The sequence below is a fragment of the Halopelagius fulvigenes genome (assembly GCF_055398025.1).
The window spans coordinates 2768411-2782826 of record NZ_AP043846.1 but is presented as its reverse complement, the minus strand read 5'-3'; the positions used below and the strand labels follow the sequence as shown (position 1 = coordinate 2782826).

Sequence of the window (14416 nt, the reverse complement as noted above, 5' to 3'; positions counted from 1 at the left end):
ATTTAGTAACTATCGTGAAGGAGCAGACCATGTCCAGTAAATCAGCGGAGAACGCGTACAGGTCCTACCTGACTTCCGTCAAGGAGGACCTGATGACCGGCGTATCGTACATGATTCCGTTCGTCACCATCGGCGGTATCTTCCTCGCTCTCGGGTACGCCGTGGCGGGGGTCACCGGCACGGGCGTCGAGAACGTGTTCGACGCCACGGGGACGCTCGGGTGGTTCCTCTCCCAGATCGGGAGCGCGGGCCTCACCCTCATGGTCCCCGCACTCGGCGCGTACATCGCGTACGCCATCGCCGACCGCCCGGGCCTCGCCCCGGGCTTCGTCCTCTCGTGGATACTCCAACAGGGGGCCGTACTGAAGGCGGCGGGCGACGTCGTCGGACTGCAGGGCGGCGAGGCCGGGGCCGGCTACCTCGGCGCACTCGTCGCCGGCCTCCTCACGGGGTACGTCGCGCTCTGGATCAAGAACCGGGACGTCCCCGGGTTCGTCCAGCCGATGATGCCGGTGCTTATCGTGCCGGTACTGACGGTGGCGATCCTCGCGCCGATTCTGCTGTTCGTCGTCGGCGTTCCGGTGGCGACGGCGAACGCGGCGCTGAACGCCTTCCTCGAGGGGGCGCAGGGAGGACAGGCCGTCATCATCGGCGCTCTCCTCGGCGCGATGATGGCCTTCGACATGGGCGGTCCGGTGAACAAGGTGGCGTACCTGTTCGCCGTCGGCCTCATCGGCGAGGGCGTCTACGGGCCCATGGCCGCCGTGATGATCGGGGGGATGATCCCGCCCATCGGGCTGGCCATCTCGAACTTCATCGCCCCGCAGAAGTACGCCGCGGAGATGTACGAGAACGCCAAGTCCGGCATCGTCCTCGGCCTCTCGTTCATCACGGAGGGTGCGATTCCGTACGCCTCCGCCGACCCCCTGCGCGTCATCCCGTCCATCATCGCCGGGAGCGCCGTCGGCGGCGCGATATCGATGTCGATGAACGTCACGATGCCCGCCCCGCACGGCGGCATCTTCGTCGTCCCCCTCTCGAACAAACCGCTGATGTTCCTCGCGGCCCTCCTCATCGGGTCGCTCGTCACCGCGGTCATCGCCACGGTCATCAAGCCCGACTTCGACGAACGCGTCGCGGCGGAGGGCGAAACTAGCACGGCGACGTCCAGCGACTGAGGACGAACACAACTACCTTACGAATCCCGTTCCCATATTCGAACGAAAATGCTCGAAGATGACATCGACCGACTGTTGCCGAAAGCGCACATCTCGCTCGAAGAGCCTCCGGCGTCGAAGGAGGGAGCCATCGAGTACCTCCTCGACCTCATCGTCGAGAACGGTCGCGTGACCGACCGCGAGGCGGCGCTCGAAGCCCTGCACGAACGCGAGAAGGAGGCGACCACCGGCGTCGGCATGGGTATCGGCATCCCGCACGCCAAGACCGAGGCCGTCGAGGAACCGTCCGTCGCGTTCGCTCGCTCTCAGGAGGGCATCGACTTCGACGCGATGGACGACGAGCCCGCGAAACTGCTGTTCATGATTCTCGTCCCCGCCGAGGGCGGCGAGGAACACCTCCAGATCCTCAGTTCGCTCTCGCGGGCGCTCATGCACGAGGACGTCCGCGAGAAACTGCTAGACGCCGAGAGTAAAGACACCGTCCAGAACACCGTCCGGGAGGCGGTCGAGTGATGCCCGAACGCGTCGTCACCGTCGTCCCCGAGGACGGCCTGCACGCGCGCCCGGCGTCGCTGTTCGTCGAACGGGCCAACGAGTACGACGCGACGGTCGAGGTCGGCCCCGCCGACGGCGACCTCGTGAACGCGTCGAGCATGCTCTCGGTCACCGGCCTCGGCGTCGCCGCGGGCGACGAGGTTCGCCTCGTCGCGGAGGGCGAGGACGCCGAGGCGGCACTCGACGCTCTGGAGGAGATACTTACCACGCCCGAGGACGAACTCTGAACTATGACCGAACGACGATTCGACGGCATCGGCGTGACGCCCCTCTCGGGGGTCGGAACGGTCGTCTGGTACTCGCCCGACGCGGAACTCGACGACCCGCCGGAACCCGAGGAAGTGGACACCGAGGCCGAGACGGCCCGGTTCGATGACGCCCGGACGACCGCCAGAGAGGAACTAGAGGCCGAACGCGAGCGAACCGCCGAACGCGTCGGCGAGGACGAGGCGGCGGTGTTCGACGCGCACGTCCAGTTCCTCGACGACCCGCAGATAACCGACGGCGTCGAGGAGCGAATCGGGGACGGCCTCCCGGCCGAACACGCCGTCTCCGAGACGTTCGCGGGGTTCATCGAGCAGTTCGAGGGGATGGAGGGTCGGATGGCCGAACGCGCCGACGACCTGCGCGACGTGCGCGACAGACTCGTGCGCGTCCTCTCGGGCGGCGAACGCGTGAACCTCGGCGACCTGCCGGAGGGGAGCGTCGTCCTCGCGGAGCGACTGACGCCCAGCGACACGGCGCAACTGGACCCCTCGAAGGTGGCCGGGTTCGTCACCATCGCCGGCGGCCGAACGTCGCACGCGGCCATCTTCGCCCGGTCGCTGGCGCTTCCGGCCGTCGTCGGCGTCGGCGACGAACTGCACGAGGTCGAAGACGGCACCGACGTGGTGGTGAACGGCACCGACGGCGTCGTCGTCTTCGACCCCGACGAGGAGACGCGGGAGGCCGCCGCGGGCGGCGACGACGCGGAGATCCGCGCGGACCCCGTCTCGACGGCCGACGGCACGGAGATAGAAATCGCCGCCAACGTCGGGACGCGGACGGACCTCGGCCCGGCGACGGAACGCGGCGCGGACGGCATCGGCCTCTACCGCACCGAGTTCCTCTTCCTCGACAGGGAGTCACCCCCGGACGAGGACGAACAGTACGAGGCGTACGTCGAGGCACTCGACGCGTTCCCTGACGGGCGCGTCGTCGTCCGAACGCTCGACGTGGGCGGCGACAAGCCCATCGACTACCTCGACCTGCCCGAGGAGGAGAACCCGTTCCTCGGCGAACGCGGCATCCGTCGCTCCCTCGGCCCCGACTCGGACCTGTTCGAGACGCAACTCCGCGCACTCCTGCGCGCCTGCGGGAGCGAGAACGGCGACGGGTTGGCCGTCATGCTCCCCCTCGTCGCCACCGTCGAGGAGGTTCGGGCCGCCCGCGAGAAGATGGACGAGGTGGCCGCCGACTTGGACGAGGAGGGCGCAGAGTACGCCCGTCCGGAGTTCGGCGTGATGGTCGAGACGCCCGCCGCGGCGTTCGTCGCGGACGAACTCGTCGAACACGTCGAGTTCTTCAGCATCGGTACGAACGACCTCGCGCAGTACGTGATGGCCGCCGAACGCGGCAACGAACGCGTCTCCGAACTCGGCGACTACCGCCAACCCGCGGTCCTCCGAGCCATCCGCGCGACGGTCGAAGCGACGGAGGGCGCGGACGCGTGGGTCGGCATGTGCGGCGAGATGGCGGGCGACCCCGACCTGACGGCGTTGCTCCTCGGCCTCGGACTCGACGAACTCAGCATGAGTGCGGTCACCGTCCCGCAGGTCAAGGAGGCGGTGACGAAGACGTCGCTCCCGGACGCCCGAGCACTCGCCGAGGACGCCCTCGACGCCGGCACGAAAGATGAAGTACAGAGAGTGTTAACAAACAACATCCAACGATGAAATTAGTCGCAATCACGTCCTGTCCCACCGGTATCGCACACAGCCAGATGGCCGCGGAGAACCTCGAACAGACCGCCGACAGACTCGGCCACGACATCAAAGTCGAAGTTCAAGGCGCGATGGGCGCGGAGAACGAACTCAGCAGCGAGGACGTCGCCGAGGCGGACGCGGTCATCGTCGCCTCCGACACCTCCGTCTCCCGGGACCGATTCGAGGGCAAGCCCCTCGTCAAAGGCACCGTTAAAGACGGCGTCAACGACCCCGAGGGCCTCATCGAACAGGCCGCCGAACTGGTCGAGAGCGGAGAGTCCGGAACGGTCGAACTCGACGACGCCGCGGCGGAGGGAGACGACGAGTCCCTCGCGTCCCAGGCGGAACCCGAGAAAGCGAAGGAACCGCAGGGCCAGCGTCGCGGCGGCGACCCGGAGAAGAGCCTGATCAACCGCCTGAAGAGACTCTTCTCGTAACTCCTCTTTCGACGCTCTCTTTCCTCGGCCGACGCTCTCCGGGAACTGACTATTTCCGTCCGGGTAGTCGCAGAACAAACAGTACTCGTATCGAGGCGTTCAAAACCAATCAGCGAAGACGGCCTTCTCGGTGGTTCTATCTGCCGGGCGAATCCGCGAACTGAACGCTACCGCACTATCTCCTCGGCGTTTCGGTCGAAATCGAACGGACGCGCAGAAACAGTACGCCTTCGCATACGTTATTACGTTCGCTCGTGAGGATTCGAACGAGGTGACACAGATTGCCGTTCTACGGCGGAGATGAACTCGCAAAGGTGTACGACGAGGCCCTAAACGAGGGGTTCGGCCTCGTCGCCAGCAACGTGGCCGAACCGAACGTCATGATGGGGTTGATGGAGGGCGCGGACCGGGCGGACTCGGATCTCCTCCTGCAGATGAGCGGCGGTGCGTGTACGTTCGCGGGCGACGGCGACCCGGTGGCCGGGCTGAAGGCGATGGGGAACTATATCGAGGTGATGGCCGACCGGTACGATATCGGCGTCTTCCTCAACATGGACCACCAGACGGACCTGGAGTTCATCGAGACGCAGATGGAACTCGACGTCCCCTCCTCGATAATGATAGACGCCTCCCACGAACCGTTCGAGGAGAACGTCGAGCGGAGTCGCCGCGTCGTCGAGATGGCCGAAGAGGAGGGCGCGGACGTCCTCGTCGAGGCGGAACTCGGCCAGATAAAGGGCGTCGAGGACGAAATCGAGTCCGAGGAGGCGTTCTACACGGACCCCGAACAGGCCGTCGAGTTCGTGGACCGGACCGGCTGTGACCTGCTGGCGATATCGGTCGGGACGCAACACGGCGTCGCCAAGGGGAAGGATCTCGAACTGCGGCCGGACCTCGCGGCGGACATCCGCGAGGCCCTGCGCGACCACGGCCTCGACACGCCTCTCGTCCTGCACGGGTCCTCGGGCGTCCAACCGGACCAACTCCGACAGATGCTCCAGCACGGTATCTGCAAGGTGAACAAAGACACCCGCTACCAGTACGAGTACACCCGGACGGCGTACGACCTCTACCGCGAGAGCCCCGGGGCCATCGTGCCGCCGGAGGGCGTCGAAGACGACCGGGACACGTTCTTCAACGACACCGAGTGGTCGCCGAATAAGGACGTGTTCGACCCCCGCGTCGTCGGCCGGGACATCCGCGCCCGCATCGCCGACGTCCACGCCAACTTGGCGGAAGTCGCCGGAAGCGCGGGTCGAAGCCTCCACAAGTGAGGCGTCGGCGTGCGCTCGGGGCCGCCCGGCGCCCTCGACCCGTCGGCTCTTTAGAAGTTGTCTGAAATTGATCCACTCCCCGGTGCTTAAGTCTCTCCCAGTCGATTTCTCACCTATGCCGCAGATTACCCTCGACGAAGAGACGGTGTCGCGCCTCGACAGCCTGCGGGTGGAAGACGAGGACTACGACGAGATAATAACCGAACTCATCAACATCTACGAGGCGGAGGAGATGACGCTGTTCCACGGCGGCGACGAGATCTGACCGCCGGGAGTCGAGTTCGCATCGAGGGGACGGCGCACCGCGAGAGGTGACCGACCGTCGGCGCTTCGCGTCACTCCTGATACGCGATACGGACCTGTTCCCACTTGCCGCGACTCTCGAGGTGGCTCTGCAGTTCGTCGGCGTACTCCTGCACGAGTCGCTCCGCCGCGTCCAGTCGTTCTTGGTCGCCGCCGCCGCCGCCGAGTCCGAGTGCGCCCTTTATCGAGTCGAACAGTCCGCCGCCCGAACTCCCGCCGCCGCCGGGCGACCCGCCCATCTGCGCCATCTGCGAGCGGACGTTCTCCAGTTCGGGCATTATCTGCGGCAACTTCTCCGTGTCGGCGACGATGCGCGCCTCCTCTGGGTCGGAGGCGTTCGCTATCTCGAACTCGGTCGCCGTCATGATGAGTCCCCACTCCTGTCGCGTGAACTCCGAGTTGGTGACTCGGTCGTTGAACTCCCTATCGACCGTCATCCGGTCGCCGACGATGGCGTCGGTCCAGTCAGACATGCCACGGCGTACGGATAGCAACCGTTTGAGGGTTTCCCCACCGGAACCGCCGCCCGCGGCAGGCGTCGCCGTGCGGGCACCCTTTTTCACCCCGGAGCGCAGGGAGTCAGTATGGAGCGGTACGACCTCATCTTTCGCCTCTACGCCGACTTCGACGCGGAGGCGCTTCGAGACGTGCAGGACTTCCTCGACGTGTTCCCCCCGGTGGACTCCCGGACAGCGCTGGAGTACTGGCAGGACGCGAGCGAGGAACTGGAGGACCGGAAAGACGAGATACGCGAGGCGTTCGCCGCGGGCGAGGAGTTCGCCGAGATGGCCGCCCGCGCCTCACGGGACCAGGCGTTCACCGCCTTGGACCTCCACTCGAAGTACGACCGCAGGGTGAACGCCCTCGTCTTAGACGTGGACGAGACGCTCCGGTCGGCGGGGCGGACGGACAACGAGATTCCGCGCCAGACGCTGCACCTCCTGACGCAGTTCCACGAGGCGGGCGTCCCCATCGTCATCTGCACGGGGCAGACGCTGGAGAACGTCAAGGGGTTCATGATTCAGGGCCTCGGCAACGAACTCGTCCACTCGGGCGATTTCAGCATCGTCTACGAGGCCGGGACCGGCGTGTTCACGCCCGGGCACGGGTCGCAGACGAAGAAACTCCTCTACGACGGGCTGGACCCGGAAGTCCGCGAGGTGTTCGACGAGGTTCGCTCGCGCGTCCTCCCGCAGGCCCCGGACGACCTGCGCGAGTCGGCCCATCTGCAGGGCAACGAGTTCAACGTCACGCTGAAGCCGAACTTCGACATCGGGAGCGACAGGGCCGAGGACGTCATCGACCGCGGTCTTGTCTACCTCGTGGACCTCCTCGGCCGCGCGGTGTACAACGCCGCGGACGTCGCCGACGTCGCCGACGGGGAGGCCGACCCGGAGGGGTGGGCGCGGGCGTACTACGCGGACGCCGACCCCGAGATTACGGCGGTTCTCGACGCCGAGGACGCCGCACCCGACCGCGACCCCGAGGACGTTCCGGACCCGATTCGGTCGCTCTTCGAACGCATCGACGTGGCGTACTACCACGCCGACGCGGCCGAAATCGGCTCGCTCGAACTCAACAAGACCGAGGGCGTGAAGGCCGCCCTCGACGTTCTCGACGTCACCGACCCGTTCGTCCTCGTGATGGGCGACAGCAAGTCCGACCTCCGCGTGATGCGGTGGGCCGCGGAGGAAGACGCCGGAATCTCGGCCGCGCCGGAGCACGCCTCCTCGGACGTCCTCGACCACGTCCGGAGCACCGACGAACTCGTCTACGACCGGGGCGACGCCGCCTCGATGCTCCGCATCGCGTACGTGCTGAACGTCCTCGACGAACTCTGAACCCCCTCGCCGTCCGTCGACTCGCCGGGATTCTCACGAGCGTTAGCGAGTGAGAAGTCGCCGGGGAAGTGAGCGAAGCGAACGGACCCGGCGGAATTCCGTTCCGGCCCGGCCTGTCGGAGTGCAAAGATTTACACCTTATCGAGTAAACCCGGGACTATGAGCAAAGACTACTCGGAACTCCACGACCCGAACGCGGAGTACACGATGCGGGAACTGTCCGCCGAGACGATGGGCGCCACCGCAAAAAGAGGTGGCGGCCGGGACGTCGAGATTACCGACGTCCAGACGACGATGATCGACGGCAACTTCCCGTGGACCCTCGTCCGAGTGTACACGGACGCAGGCGTCGTCGGCACCGGCGAAGCCTACTGGGGTGCCGGCGTCCCCGAACTCATCGAGCGAATGAAGCCGTTCGTCGTCGGCGAGAATCCCCTCGACATCGACCGCTTATTCGAACATCTCGTCCAGAAGATGTCCGGCGAGGGCTCCGTCGAGGGCGTCACCGTCACGGCGATTTCGGGCATCGAAATCGCACTTCACGACCTCGCGGGCAAGATTCTCGACATCCCCGCGTACCAACTGCTCGGCGGGAAGTACCGCGACAAGGTGCGCGTCTACTGCGACTGTCACACCGAACAGGAAGCCGACCCCGACGCCTGCGCCGACGAGGCCGAACGCGTCGTCGAGGAACTCGGCTACGATGCACTCAAATTCGACCTTGACGTGCCGTCGGGCTTCGAGAAGGACCGCGCGAACCGCCACCTCCGCCCCGGTGAGGTCCGCCATAAGGCCGAGATCGTCGAGAAGGTGACCGAACGCGTGAAAGACCGCGCGGACGTGGCGTTCGACTGCCACTGGACGTTCTCGGCGAACTCCGCGCAACGCCTCGCGGCCGCCATCGAGGACTACGACGTCTGGTGGTTAGAGGACCCCGTCCCGCCGGAGAACCTCGACGTTCAAGAGCAGGTCACGAAGTCCACGACGACGCCAATTACGGTGGGCGAGAACCGCTACCGCGTCACCGAGGAACGCCGTCTCATCGAGAACCAAGCGGTGGACATCATCGCGCCGGACCTGCCGAAGGTCGGCGGAATGCGCGAGACGCGGAAGATAGCGGACGTTGCCAACCAGTACTACATTCCGGTGGCGATGCACAACGTCTCGTCGCCCATCGCGACGATGGCCTCCGCACACGTCGGAACGGCCATCCCCAACTCGCTCGCGGTGGAGTACCACTCGTACGAACTCGGTTGGTGGAGCGACCTGGTGGAGGAGACGGTCATCGAGGACGGCTACATCGAGATTCCCGAGAAACCCGGCCTCGGCCTGACGCTCGACATGGACACGGTGGAAGAGCACATGGTCGCGGGTGAGACGTTGTTCGACGAAGCGTAAGCGAAGTCGGGCCAGCGAATCTTCGATTCGCGCTGTTCGACGAAGCGTAAGCGAAGTCGGGCCAGCGAATCTTCGATTCGCGCTGTTCGACGAAGCGTAAGCGAAGTCGGGCCAGCGAATCTTCGATTCGCGCTGTTCGACGAAGCGTAAACGCCGGCTCCCGGCCGTCCGACGCCTCGCGCGTATCTTTTCGGCAACTACACCTTCATACTCCCTCGATGCGTCTATCGTTACCGAATGCCTTCCAGCGACTACATCGTGGATCACGAACTGAGCGACGACGACGAGAACGTCCACCACGTCTGGGACAACGGTATCGACCCGGCGGTGACGGTCGAACCGGGCGACGTGGTCCGCTTCGAGTGCCGCGACGCGTTGAACGGGCAGGTCGGTCCCGACGGGACTCTGGAGGACCTGATAAACGTCGACCTCGCCCCTGTCCACCCCCTCACCGGTCCCGTGCGCGTCGAGGGCGCGGAACCCGGCGACGTCCTCGCCGTCGAACTCCTCGACTTCGAGCACAAGGGGTGGGGATTCACCGGCTTTCTGCCCGGCGAGATGGGCCTCGGCCTCCTCCCGGAGGACTTCGAGGAGGGCGGCCTGCACGTCTGGGAGTTGGAGGACGACACCGCGGAGTTCGTAAACGGCATCGAGATTCCGCTGGACCCGTTCCCGGGCATCATCGGCGTTGCGCCCGGCGAGGAGGGCGAACACGACACGCTCCCGCCGCGCGACGTCGGCGGCAACGTGGACGTAAAGCACATGACGACGGGGTCGACGGTGTACCTCCCGGTGGAAGTCGAGGGGGCGTTGTTCTCGACGGGCGACTGCCACGCCGCGCAGGGCGACGGCGAGGTGTCCGTCACGGGGGTCGAAGCGCCGATGTTCGTCACCGCGCGGTTCGACGTTCTGAAGGACAAGTCCATCGAGCAACCGGAGTTGGAGACGACGGGGCCGTTCACGCCGACCGGCGCGGACGAACCGATGTACGCCACGACCGGCATCGCCGCCGACCTGATGGTGGCGACGAAGAAGGCGATACGGCACATGATAAACCACCTCGAATCCGAACGCGACCTGACGCGCGGGGAGGCGTACATCCTCTGTTCGGCCGCGGTGGACCTCAAGATAAGTCAGGTGGTGGACGCGCCCAACTGGACGGTGACGGCGTACCTCCCCGAGAGCATCTTCCCCTGACCCCTCGGCTACCCGGATCCGTCGCTCTCGCCGCGCAGACGGTCGATGATCGACCGCCCATCGGTCCGGGGGTCGGCCTCCACCACTTCGAGTTCGTCGCCGACGCTGACCGTGCCCGGAGACACAACGTCGGCGCAGATGCCGCCCCGGCCGTCGCCGAGTGCGCGGGCGACGCCCTCCTCGCCGGCGACGCGTTCGACGTGCGCGCAGGGCGGACGCGGGCGCGTCCCCCGGAACTCCGCCTCGCCGATCCGGAACGTCGTCTCCAGCAACGCGCGGAGGTCCGCGACGCTCACGACGACGTTTCGCCGGTGGCGGCCGTCCGAGAGGTCGATGCCCGTCTCCTCGCGTATCTCCTCGATGGCCGACGCCGAGACGAACGTCACCTGACAGACGTCGTACGGCGAGTAGTAGCCCGTCCCGAGGAGGTACCGGTCGCCGCGGAGTCCGCCCTCCACCGCCTCGACCGACGCGTTGGACTCCATCGGCGCGCCCTCCTCCGGACTCGTCCAGATGGCCTCGACGCGGCCGCGGACGTCCGTCATCAGCACACCGACCGCGGGTCGAACCCGAGGTTTCTGAGGGCGTCGGCGTAGTCGTCGTAGGCGAGTTGGACGGTGTACTCCGCGATCATCCGCGCGGCCTGCCGGTCGTCGTCCGTCTCGCACGTCGCTTCGAGGAGTTCGAGGCCGTCGTCCAACACCTCCTCCGTCTCGGCCTTCAGACCGCGTATCACGTCCGCCCGGCGTTCGTCCGCCTCGTTGACGAAGAAGCCGACGAGTTGGTTGTGCGTCCGAAGGCTCACCAACGGCCGCCCGACCATGCCGCCGCCGATTCGCTCTACCGTCGCCTCGCGCCCCCGCAGGTAGGCGTGCATCGGCCCCGGTTCGCCGTCGGCCTCCCACTCCCCGTCGAGTTCGTCGGTCACCCAGCGGAGGTGGTCGTCCTCCTGTTCGGCGACGGCGGCGAACGCCTCCCGGGCGTCGGCGTCGTCCTCGTCGTCGGCCCACCCTCGGAACGTCTCCCGCGCGGCGTGTTCGCTCGCCGCTGCCACGTCGAGGACGCGTTCGGGCGTCAGTTGCGCGTCGGTCAACGCGACGAGCAACTGCTGGGAGCCGAGTCGGTTCAACTCCGTCGCCTTCGACTCCTCGATCTCGCTCCGAAGTTGCGCTCCGTCCATGCGTCGAGAGACGCGTCCGCGCGCCCTGAAACTTCGGTCCGCCTCGGTCCGCGGAGCGTTCTTCCCCCTCGCCGACGTACCTCTCCGCATGACCCCCGAGGAACTCCACCGCGCGATAGAACGCGGCGGCGTAGCCGAACAGAGTTCGGCTGCCCGCCAGACGCAGTCCGGCGACGGCGTTCGCCTCCTCGACGTCCGGAACCGCGACGAGTACGAGGCGTGGCGCATCTCCGGCGAGACGGTCGATGCGACCGTCGTCCCCTACTCCCGGTTCATGGCGGCCGAGGTGCAGGGGACCGTGGACGAACTCGCCGCGGAAAACGGTATCTCCGAGGACGAGAACGTAGTCGTCGTCTGCGGACGGGGGGAGGCCAGCGACTACGTGGCGGAACTCCTCCGCGAGGCGGGGTTCGACGCCGAGAACCTCGAACGCGGCATGCGCGGGTGGGCGCGGGTGTACGACGCCCGCGAGGTAGCCACCGATGCGGGTGTGACTGTCCTCCAGTACCGCCGCCCCTCCAGCGGATGCCTCGCGTACCTCGTCGTCTCCGGCGAGGAAGCCGCAGTCGTGGACCCCCTGCGCGCCTTCGCCGACCGGTACGCCGAGGACGCCCGCGAACGCGGCGCGGAACTCCGGTACGCGATAGACACGCACGTCCACGCCGACCACGTGAGCGGCGTCCGCGACGTGGCGGACCGAACCGGCGCGGAAATCGTCCTCCCGGCGGGCGCACGGGAGAGGGGCCTCGCCTACGGCGACGACGAGTACGACGTTCGGTTCATTGCGGGGGGAGACGAGATTCGCGTCGGAGACGCGACGCTCACCGCCGTCCGCGCGCCCGGACACACCACCGAGATGACGGCGTACCGCCTCGCGGACCTGCTTCTCTCGGGCGACAGCCTGTTCGTCGAGAGCGTCGCCCGCCCCGACTTGGAGGAGGGAGACGAGGGCGCGCCCGACGCCGCGCGGCGACTCCACCGCACCCTGACGGAGACGTACGCGGCGTTCGACGACGGGGTGCGTGTCGCGCCCGGCCACTACGGGGAGGCCGCCGAACCCGCCGCGGACGGGACGTACACGGCGACGCTCGGAACGCTCCGAGACCGACTCTCGGCGCTGTCGATGGACGAGGAGGCGTTCGTCGCGCACGTCATCGAGGACGCGCCGCCGCGACCCGCGAACTACGGGGAGATAGTCGAGGCGAACCTCGGGCGGGCGTCCGTCGCGGACGACGAGGCGTTCGAGTTGGAGCTCGGGCCGAACAACTGCGCCGCGACGGCGTAGGGCGTTACTCTTCGACTCTCTCGTTCACCTGCGCGGCGACGCGTTCGCCCGGCCGCCGGAGTTCGCCGCTCTCGACTTCGTACACGTAACCCGTCACGGTCACGTCGTCGGGAATCAACTCGTGGTCTTCGAGGTACGCCACCTGCGCGGCGCACGCCTCGTCGATGTCGTCGGTCATGCGGACCCACTCGGCTATCGACGCGTCGCCGATGTCGAGTTCCGGCAGCGACGGGTCCAACTCCACGTCGTCCAACGACCCGCCGGCCTGCGCTTCCAGTCCTTCCACCACGGCGTCGTCGGGTGCGCTCATCATCCCGCAGTCGGTGTGGTTGACGACGATGATCTCCTCGGTCTCGAAGAAGTTCGTCGTCAACGCCGCGCTTCGAATCACGTCGTCCGTCACCTTCCCGCCCGCGTTGCGGTACACCTGCGCGTCGCCGAGTTCGAGGCCCAACGCCGCCTCCACGGGGATGCGTTCATCCATGCAGGCGACCACCAACAGTCGTTCGTCCGTCGGAATCCCCTTCCGTCGCCGCCGCGCCCAGTCGTCGCGTTCCTCGACGGCGGCGTCGACGCGTTCGTGAACCGCACCGTTCCCGCCTTCCCGTCCGCGTTCGTGTTCGTCAGAAGGCATGCGTGGAGGTTCGCGCGCCGACGACTCCCTCCTTCCCCTCTCGGAGACGCGTTCCCCCACCTACGACGCCGCGAGGGGCGTCTCCGCGGCGCGTAAGGGACTCACTTCGGGCGACGGGACGCGTCGACCCGTCTCGGCTAGTGAGTTAGGTGGTAACACGTGTCATTGGTGGCGGCGAAAACGACGGCTATCCGAAACGGGCGTCGGTCGGCGAGAAGGAATCGGAGAGACCCGTCAGTCGTCGTCGGCGGCCGTGGCCGAGGAGGCGGCGTCGTCCTCGATGCTCGGGGGGTAGACGCCGCGGTCGAGTTTCAGGTCGCTCTGCGGGCGCGCCATGCAGGTGAGAGCGAATCGCTCGGCCTCCTCGTCGGTCAGGCCGCGGGCGGCGGGTTGGGTCACTTCGCCCTCGACGATTTCGGCGGAACAGGCCAGACACATCCCGACGCGGCAGGAGTACTCCTGTGCGATGCCCTCCTCGATGCAGGCTTTGAGGATGGTCTGTTTGTCGGACACTTCGATGGTCTCGTCCGTCCTGACGAACTCGACGGTGTACTCAGTCATGAATTCCGGTACGAGGGACCGTGCCTAAACTCTTTATGGAGCGATTCCGTCCCCGAAAAAAGGTCTGATACCCCGCCTCAGACGGCCGTCTCGTCCTCCGTTTCGGCGGGCTGGCCGTCCATGCGGACCGTCAGGACCGGTACGTCGGAACGTCTGACGACTTTCTCGGTGACGCTCCCAAGCAGGTAGCGGTCGATTCCGGTCCGGCCGTGCGTCCCCATCACGATGAGATCGATGCCGTGGTCGTCGGCGTAGTCGAGGATGCTCTGGTGGGTGGACCCGGAGACGACGGCCGACTCCGACTCGACGCCCGCGGCGCGCGCCCGGTCCGTCACCTCCGCTATCGCCTTCTGTCCCTCTTCCTCCAAGGACTCGACGACGAGGTCGGCCCCCGTCTCGATGGAGGTGTAGACGCTCGCGTCTACCACGTACAACGCGTGGATGGTGGCGTCGTACTGCGATGCGATGTCGATGGCGTTCCGAATCGCCCCGTCCGCCGCCTCGCTTCCGTCGGTCGGAACGAGTATTCGCTCGTACATACGTGGACGTACGGGGAGAAACGGTTAGAAACTATGCCCGGATTCGACGGCGACTCCCCGCGGTTTCTCG

General features: G+C 66.7%; 17 protein-coding genes. 11 read left to right on the top strand and 6 right to left on the bottom strand.

What is annotated here, in order from left to right:
• The first annotated feature begins 29 nt into the window (after positions 1-29).
• The 7 genes from ACZ522_RS19375 to ACZ522_RS19345 all read left to right on the top strand — a co-directional run bounded on the left by ACZ522_RS19375 (position 30) and on the right by ACZ522_RS19345 (position 5673).
• Entirely contained in the window at positions 30-1178 is a 1149-nt protein-coding gene (locus ACZ522_RS19375) for a PTS fructose transporter subunit IIC (RefSeq protein ID WP_379695838.1), read from the top strand.
• A 48-nt stretch (positions 1179-1226) separates the two neighbouring features.
• Entirely contained in the window at positions 1227-1691 is a 465-nt protein-coding gene (locus ACZ522_RS19370) for a PTS sugar transporter subunit IIA (RefSeq protein ID WP_379695840.1), read from the top strand.
• A complete protein-coding gene (gene ptsH1 / locus ACZ522_RS19365; RefSeq protein ID WP_379695842.1) occupies positions 1691-1960 on the top strand; it encodes a phosphocarrier protein HPr in 270 nt (89 codons plus the stop codon). Before ACZ522_RS19370 ends, ptsH1 begins: the two co-directional genes overlap by 1 nt.
• A 3-nt stretch (positions 1961-1963) precedes the next feature.
• The gene (gene ptsP, locus ACZ522_RS19360; protein WP_379695844.1) at positions 1964-3667 is read left to right on the top strand and encodes a phosphoenolpyruvate--protein phosphotransferase; all 1704 of its coding nucleotides are present in this window, start codon (positions 1964-1966) and stop codon (positions 3665-3667) included.
• Complete coding sequence (locus ACZ522_RS19355) at positions 3664-4134, top strand: PTS fructose transporter subunit IIB (protein ID WP_379695846.1); 471 nt, start codon at positions 3664-3666, stop codon at positions 4132-4134. Before ptsP ends, ACZ522_RS19355 begins: the two co-directional genes overlap by 4 nt.
• 281 nt (positions 4135-4415) lie before the next feature.
• A complete protein-coding gene (gene fba / locus ACZ522_RS19350) occupies positions 4416-5408 on the top strand; it encodes a class II fructose-bisphosphate aldolase (RefSeq protein ID WP_379695848.1) in 993 nt (330 codons plus the stop codon).
• Between the two features lie 115 nt (positions 5409-5523).
• Positions 5524-5673, top strand: coding sequence for a DUF7557 family protein (locus tag ACZ522_RS19345; protein WP_175454402.1), 150 nt, complete (start codon positions 5524-5526; stop codon positions 5671-5673).
• Between the two features lie 70 nt (positions 5674-5743).
• On the opposite strand, the gene ACZ522_RS19340 is transcribed toward ACZ522_RS19345, so the two are convergent.
• Positions 5744-6184 (bottom strand): DUF5799 family protein, encoded by a 441-nt coding sequence (locus ACZ522_RS19340; protein ID WP_379695851.1) that lies wholly within the window; start codon positions 6182-6184, stop codon positions 5744-5746.
• A gap of 111 nt (positions 6185-6295) precedes the next feature.
• On the opposite strand from ACZ522_RS19340, the gene ACZ522_RS19335 reads away from it, so the two are divergent.
• From ACZ522_RS19335 to ACZ522_RS19325, 3 genes are all read left to right on the top strand, one after another.
• Positions 6296-7552 carry an HAD family hydrolase gene (locus ACZ522_RS19335; protein ID WP_379695853.1) on the top strand — a complete coding sequence of 419 codons (1257 nt, stop codon included), beginning with the start codon at positions 6296-6298 and terminating at the stop codon, positions 7550-7552.
• Between the two features lie 159 nt (positions 7553-7711).
• On the top strand, positions 7712-8950 hold the full coding sequence (locus ACZ522_RS19330) for a mandelate racemase/muconate lactonizing enzyme family protein (protein WP_379695855.1): 1239 nt from the start codon (positions 7712-7714) through the stop codon (positions 8948-8950).
• 237 nt (positions 8951-9187) lie between these two features.
• Entirely contained in the window at positions 9188-10147 is a 960-nt protein-coding gene (locus ACZ522_RS19325; protein ID WP_379695857.1) for an acetamidase/formamidase family protein, read from the top strand.
• 8 nt (positions 10148-10155) lie between these two features.
• On the opposite strand, the gene ACZ522_RS19320 is transcribed toward ACZ522_RS19325, so the two are convergent.
• Both ACZ522_RS19320 and ACZ522_RS19315 read right to left on the bottom strand, forming a co-directional pair.
• A complete protein-coding gene (locus tag ACZ522_RS19320) occupies positions 10156-10692 on the bottom strand; it encodes an MOSC domain-containing protein (protein WP_379695859.1) in 537 nt (178 codons plus the stop codon).
• Entirely contained in the window at positions 10692-11327 is a 636-nt protein-coding gene (locus tag ACZ522_RS19315; protein ID WP_379695861.1) for a rubrerythrin family protein, read from the bottom strand. Before ACZ522_RS19315 ends, ACZ522_RS19320 begins: the two co-directional genes overlap by 1 nt.
• A gap of 88 nt (positions 11328-11415) precedes the next feature.
• On the opposite strand from ACZ522_RS19315, the gene ACZ522_RS19310 reads away from it, so the two are divergent.
• Positions 11416-12612 (top strand): MBL fold metallo-hydrolase, encoded by a 1197-nt coding sequence (locus tag ACZ522_RS19310; RefSeq protein ID WP_379695863.1) that lies wholly within the window; start codon positions 11416-11418, stop codon positions 12610-12612.
• Positions 12613-12616: 4 nt separating this feature from the next.
• Here the strand turns inward: ACZ522_RS19310 and ACZ522_RS19305 are convergent, their stop codons facing one another.
• From ACZ522_RS19305 to ACZ522_RS19295, 3 genes are all read right to left on the bottom strand, one after another.
• The gene (locus ACZ522_RS19305; protein ID WP_379695865.1) at positions 12617-13246 is read right to left on the bottom strand and encodes a beta-class carbonic anhydrase; all 630 of its coding nucleotides are present in this window, start codon (positions 13244-13246) and stop codon (positions 12617-12619) included.
• 234 nt (positions 13247-13480) lie between these two features.
• Entirely contained in the window at positions 13481-13807 is a 327-nt protein-coding gene (locus tag ACZ522_RS19300) for a 2Fe-2S iron-sulfur cluster-binding protein (RefSeq protein ID WP_379695867.1), read from the bottom strand.
• Positions 13808-13884: 77 nt separating this feature from the next.
• Positions 13885-14346 (bottom strand): universal stress protein, encoded by a 462-nt coding sequence (locus ACZ522_RS19295; protein WP_379695869.1) that lies wholly within the window; start codon positions 14344-14346, stop codon positions 13885-13887.
• Positions 14347-14416 lie beyond the last annotated feature (70 nt).

Coding starts and splice junctions, on each gene's coding strand:
- ACZ522_RS19370 (WP_379695840.1), top strand. CDS start 1,227: ATGCTCGAAGATGACATCGACCGACTGTTGCCGAAAGCGCACATCTCG.
- ACZ522_RS19305 (WP_379695865.1), bottom strand. CDS start 13,246: ATGCCTTCTGACGAACACGAACGCGGACGGGAAGGCGGGAACGGTGCG.
- ACZ522_RS19375 (WP_379695838.1), top strand. CDS start 30: ATGTCCAGTAAATCAGCGGAGAACGCGTACAGGTCCTACCTGACTTCC.
- ACZ522_RS19310 (WP_379695863.1), top strand. CDS start 11,416: ATGACCCCCGAGGAACTCCACCGCGCGATAGAACGCGGCGGCGTAGCC.
- ACZ522_RS19320 (WP_379695859.1), bottom strand. CDS start 10,692: ATGACGGACGTCCGCGGCCGCGTCGAGGCCATCTGGACGAGTCCGGAG.
- ACZ522_RS19325 (WP_379695857.1), top strand. CDS start 9,188: ATGCCTTCCAGCGACTACATCGTGGATCACGAACTGAGCGACGACGAC.
- ptsP (WP_379695844.1), top strand. CDS start 1,964: ATGACCGAACGACGATTCGACGGCATCGGCGTGACGCCCCTCTCGGGG.
- ACZ522_RS19345 (WP_175454402.1), top strand. CDS start 5,524: ATGCCGCAGATTACCCTCGACGAAGAGACGGTGTCGCGCCTCGACAGC.
- ACZ522_RS19330 (WP_379695855.1), top strand. CDS start 7,712: ATGAGCAAAGACTACTCGGAACTCCACGACCCGAACGCGGAGTACACG.
- ACZ522_RS19335 (WP_379695853.1), top strand. CDS start 6,296: ATGGAGCGGTACGACCTCATCTTTCGCCTCTACGCCGACTTCGACGCG.
- ACZ522_RS19295 (WP_379695869.1), bottom strand. CDS start 14,346: ATGTACGAGCGAATACTCGTTCCGACCGACGGAAGCGAGGCGGCGGAC.
- ACZ522_RS19355 (WP_379695846.1), top strand. CDS start 3,664: ATGAAATTAGTCGCAATCACGTCCTGTCCCACCGGTATCGCACACAGC.
- ACZ522_RS19315 (WP_379695861.1), bottom strand. CDS start 11,327: ATGGACGGAGCGCAACTTCGGAGCGAGATCGAGGAGTCGAAGGCGACG.
- ACZ522_RS19340 (WP_379695851.1), bottom strand. CDS start 6,184: ATGTCTGACTGGACCGACGCCATCGTCGGCGACCGGATGACGGTCGAT.
- ACZ522_RS19300 (WP_379695867.1), bottom strand. CDS start 13,807: ATGACTGAGTACACCGTCGAGTTCGTCAGGACGGACGAGACCATCGAA.
- ptsH1 (WP_379695842.1), top strand. CDS start 1,691: ATGCCCGAACGCGTCGTCACCGTCGTCCCCGAGGACGGCCTGCACGCG.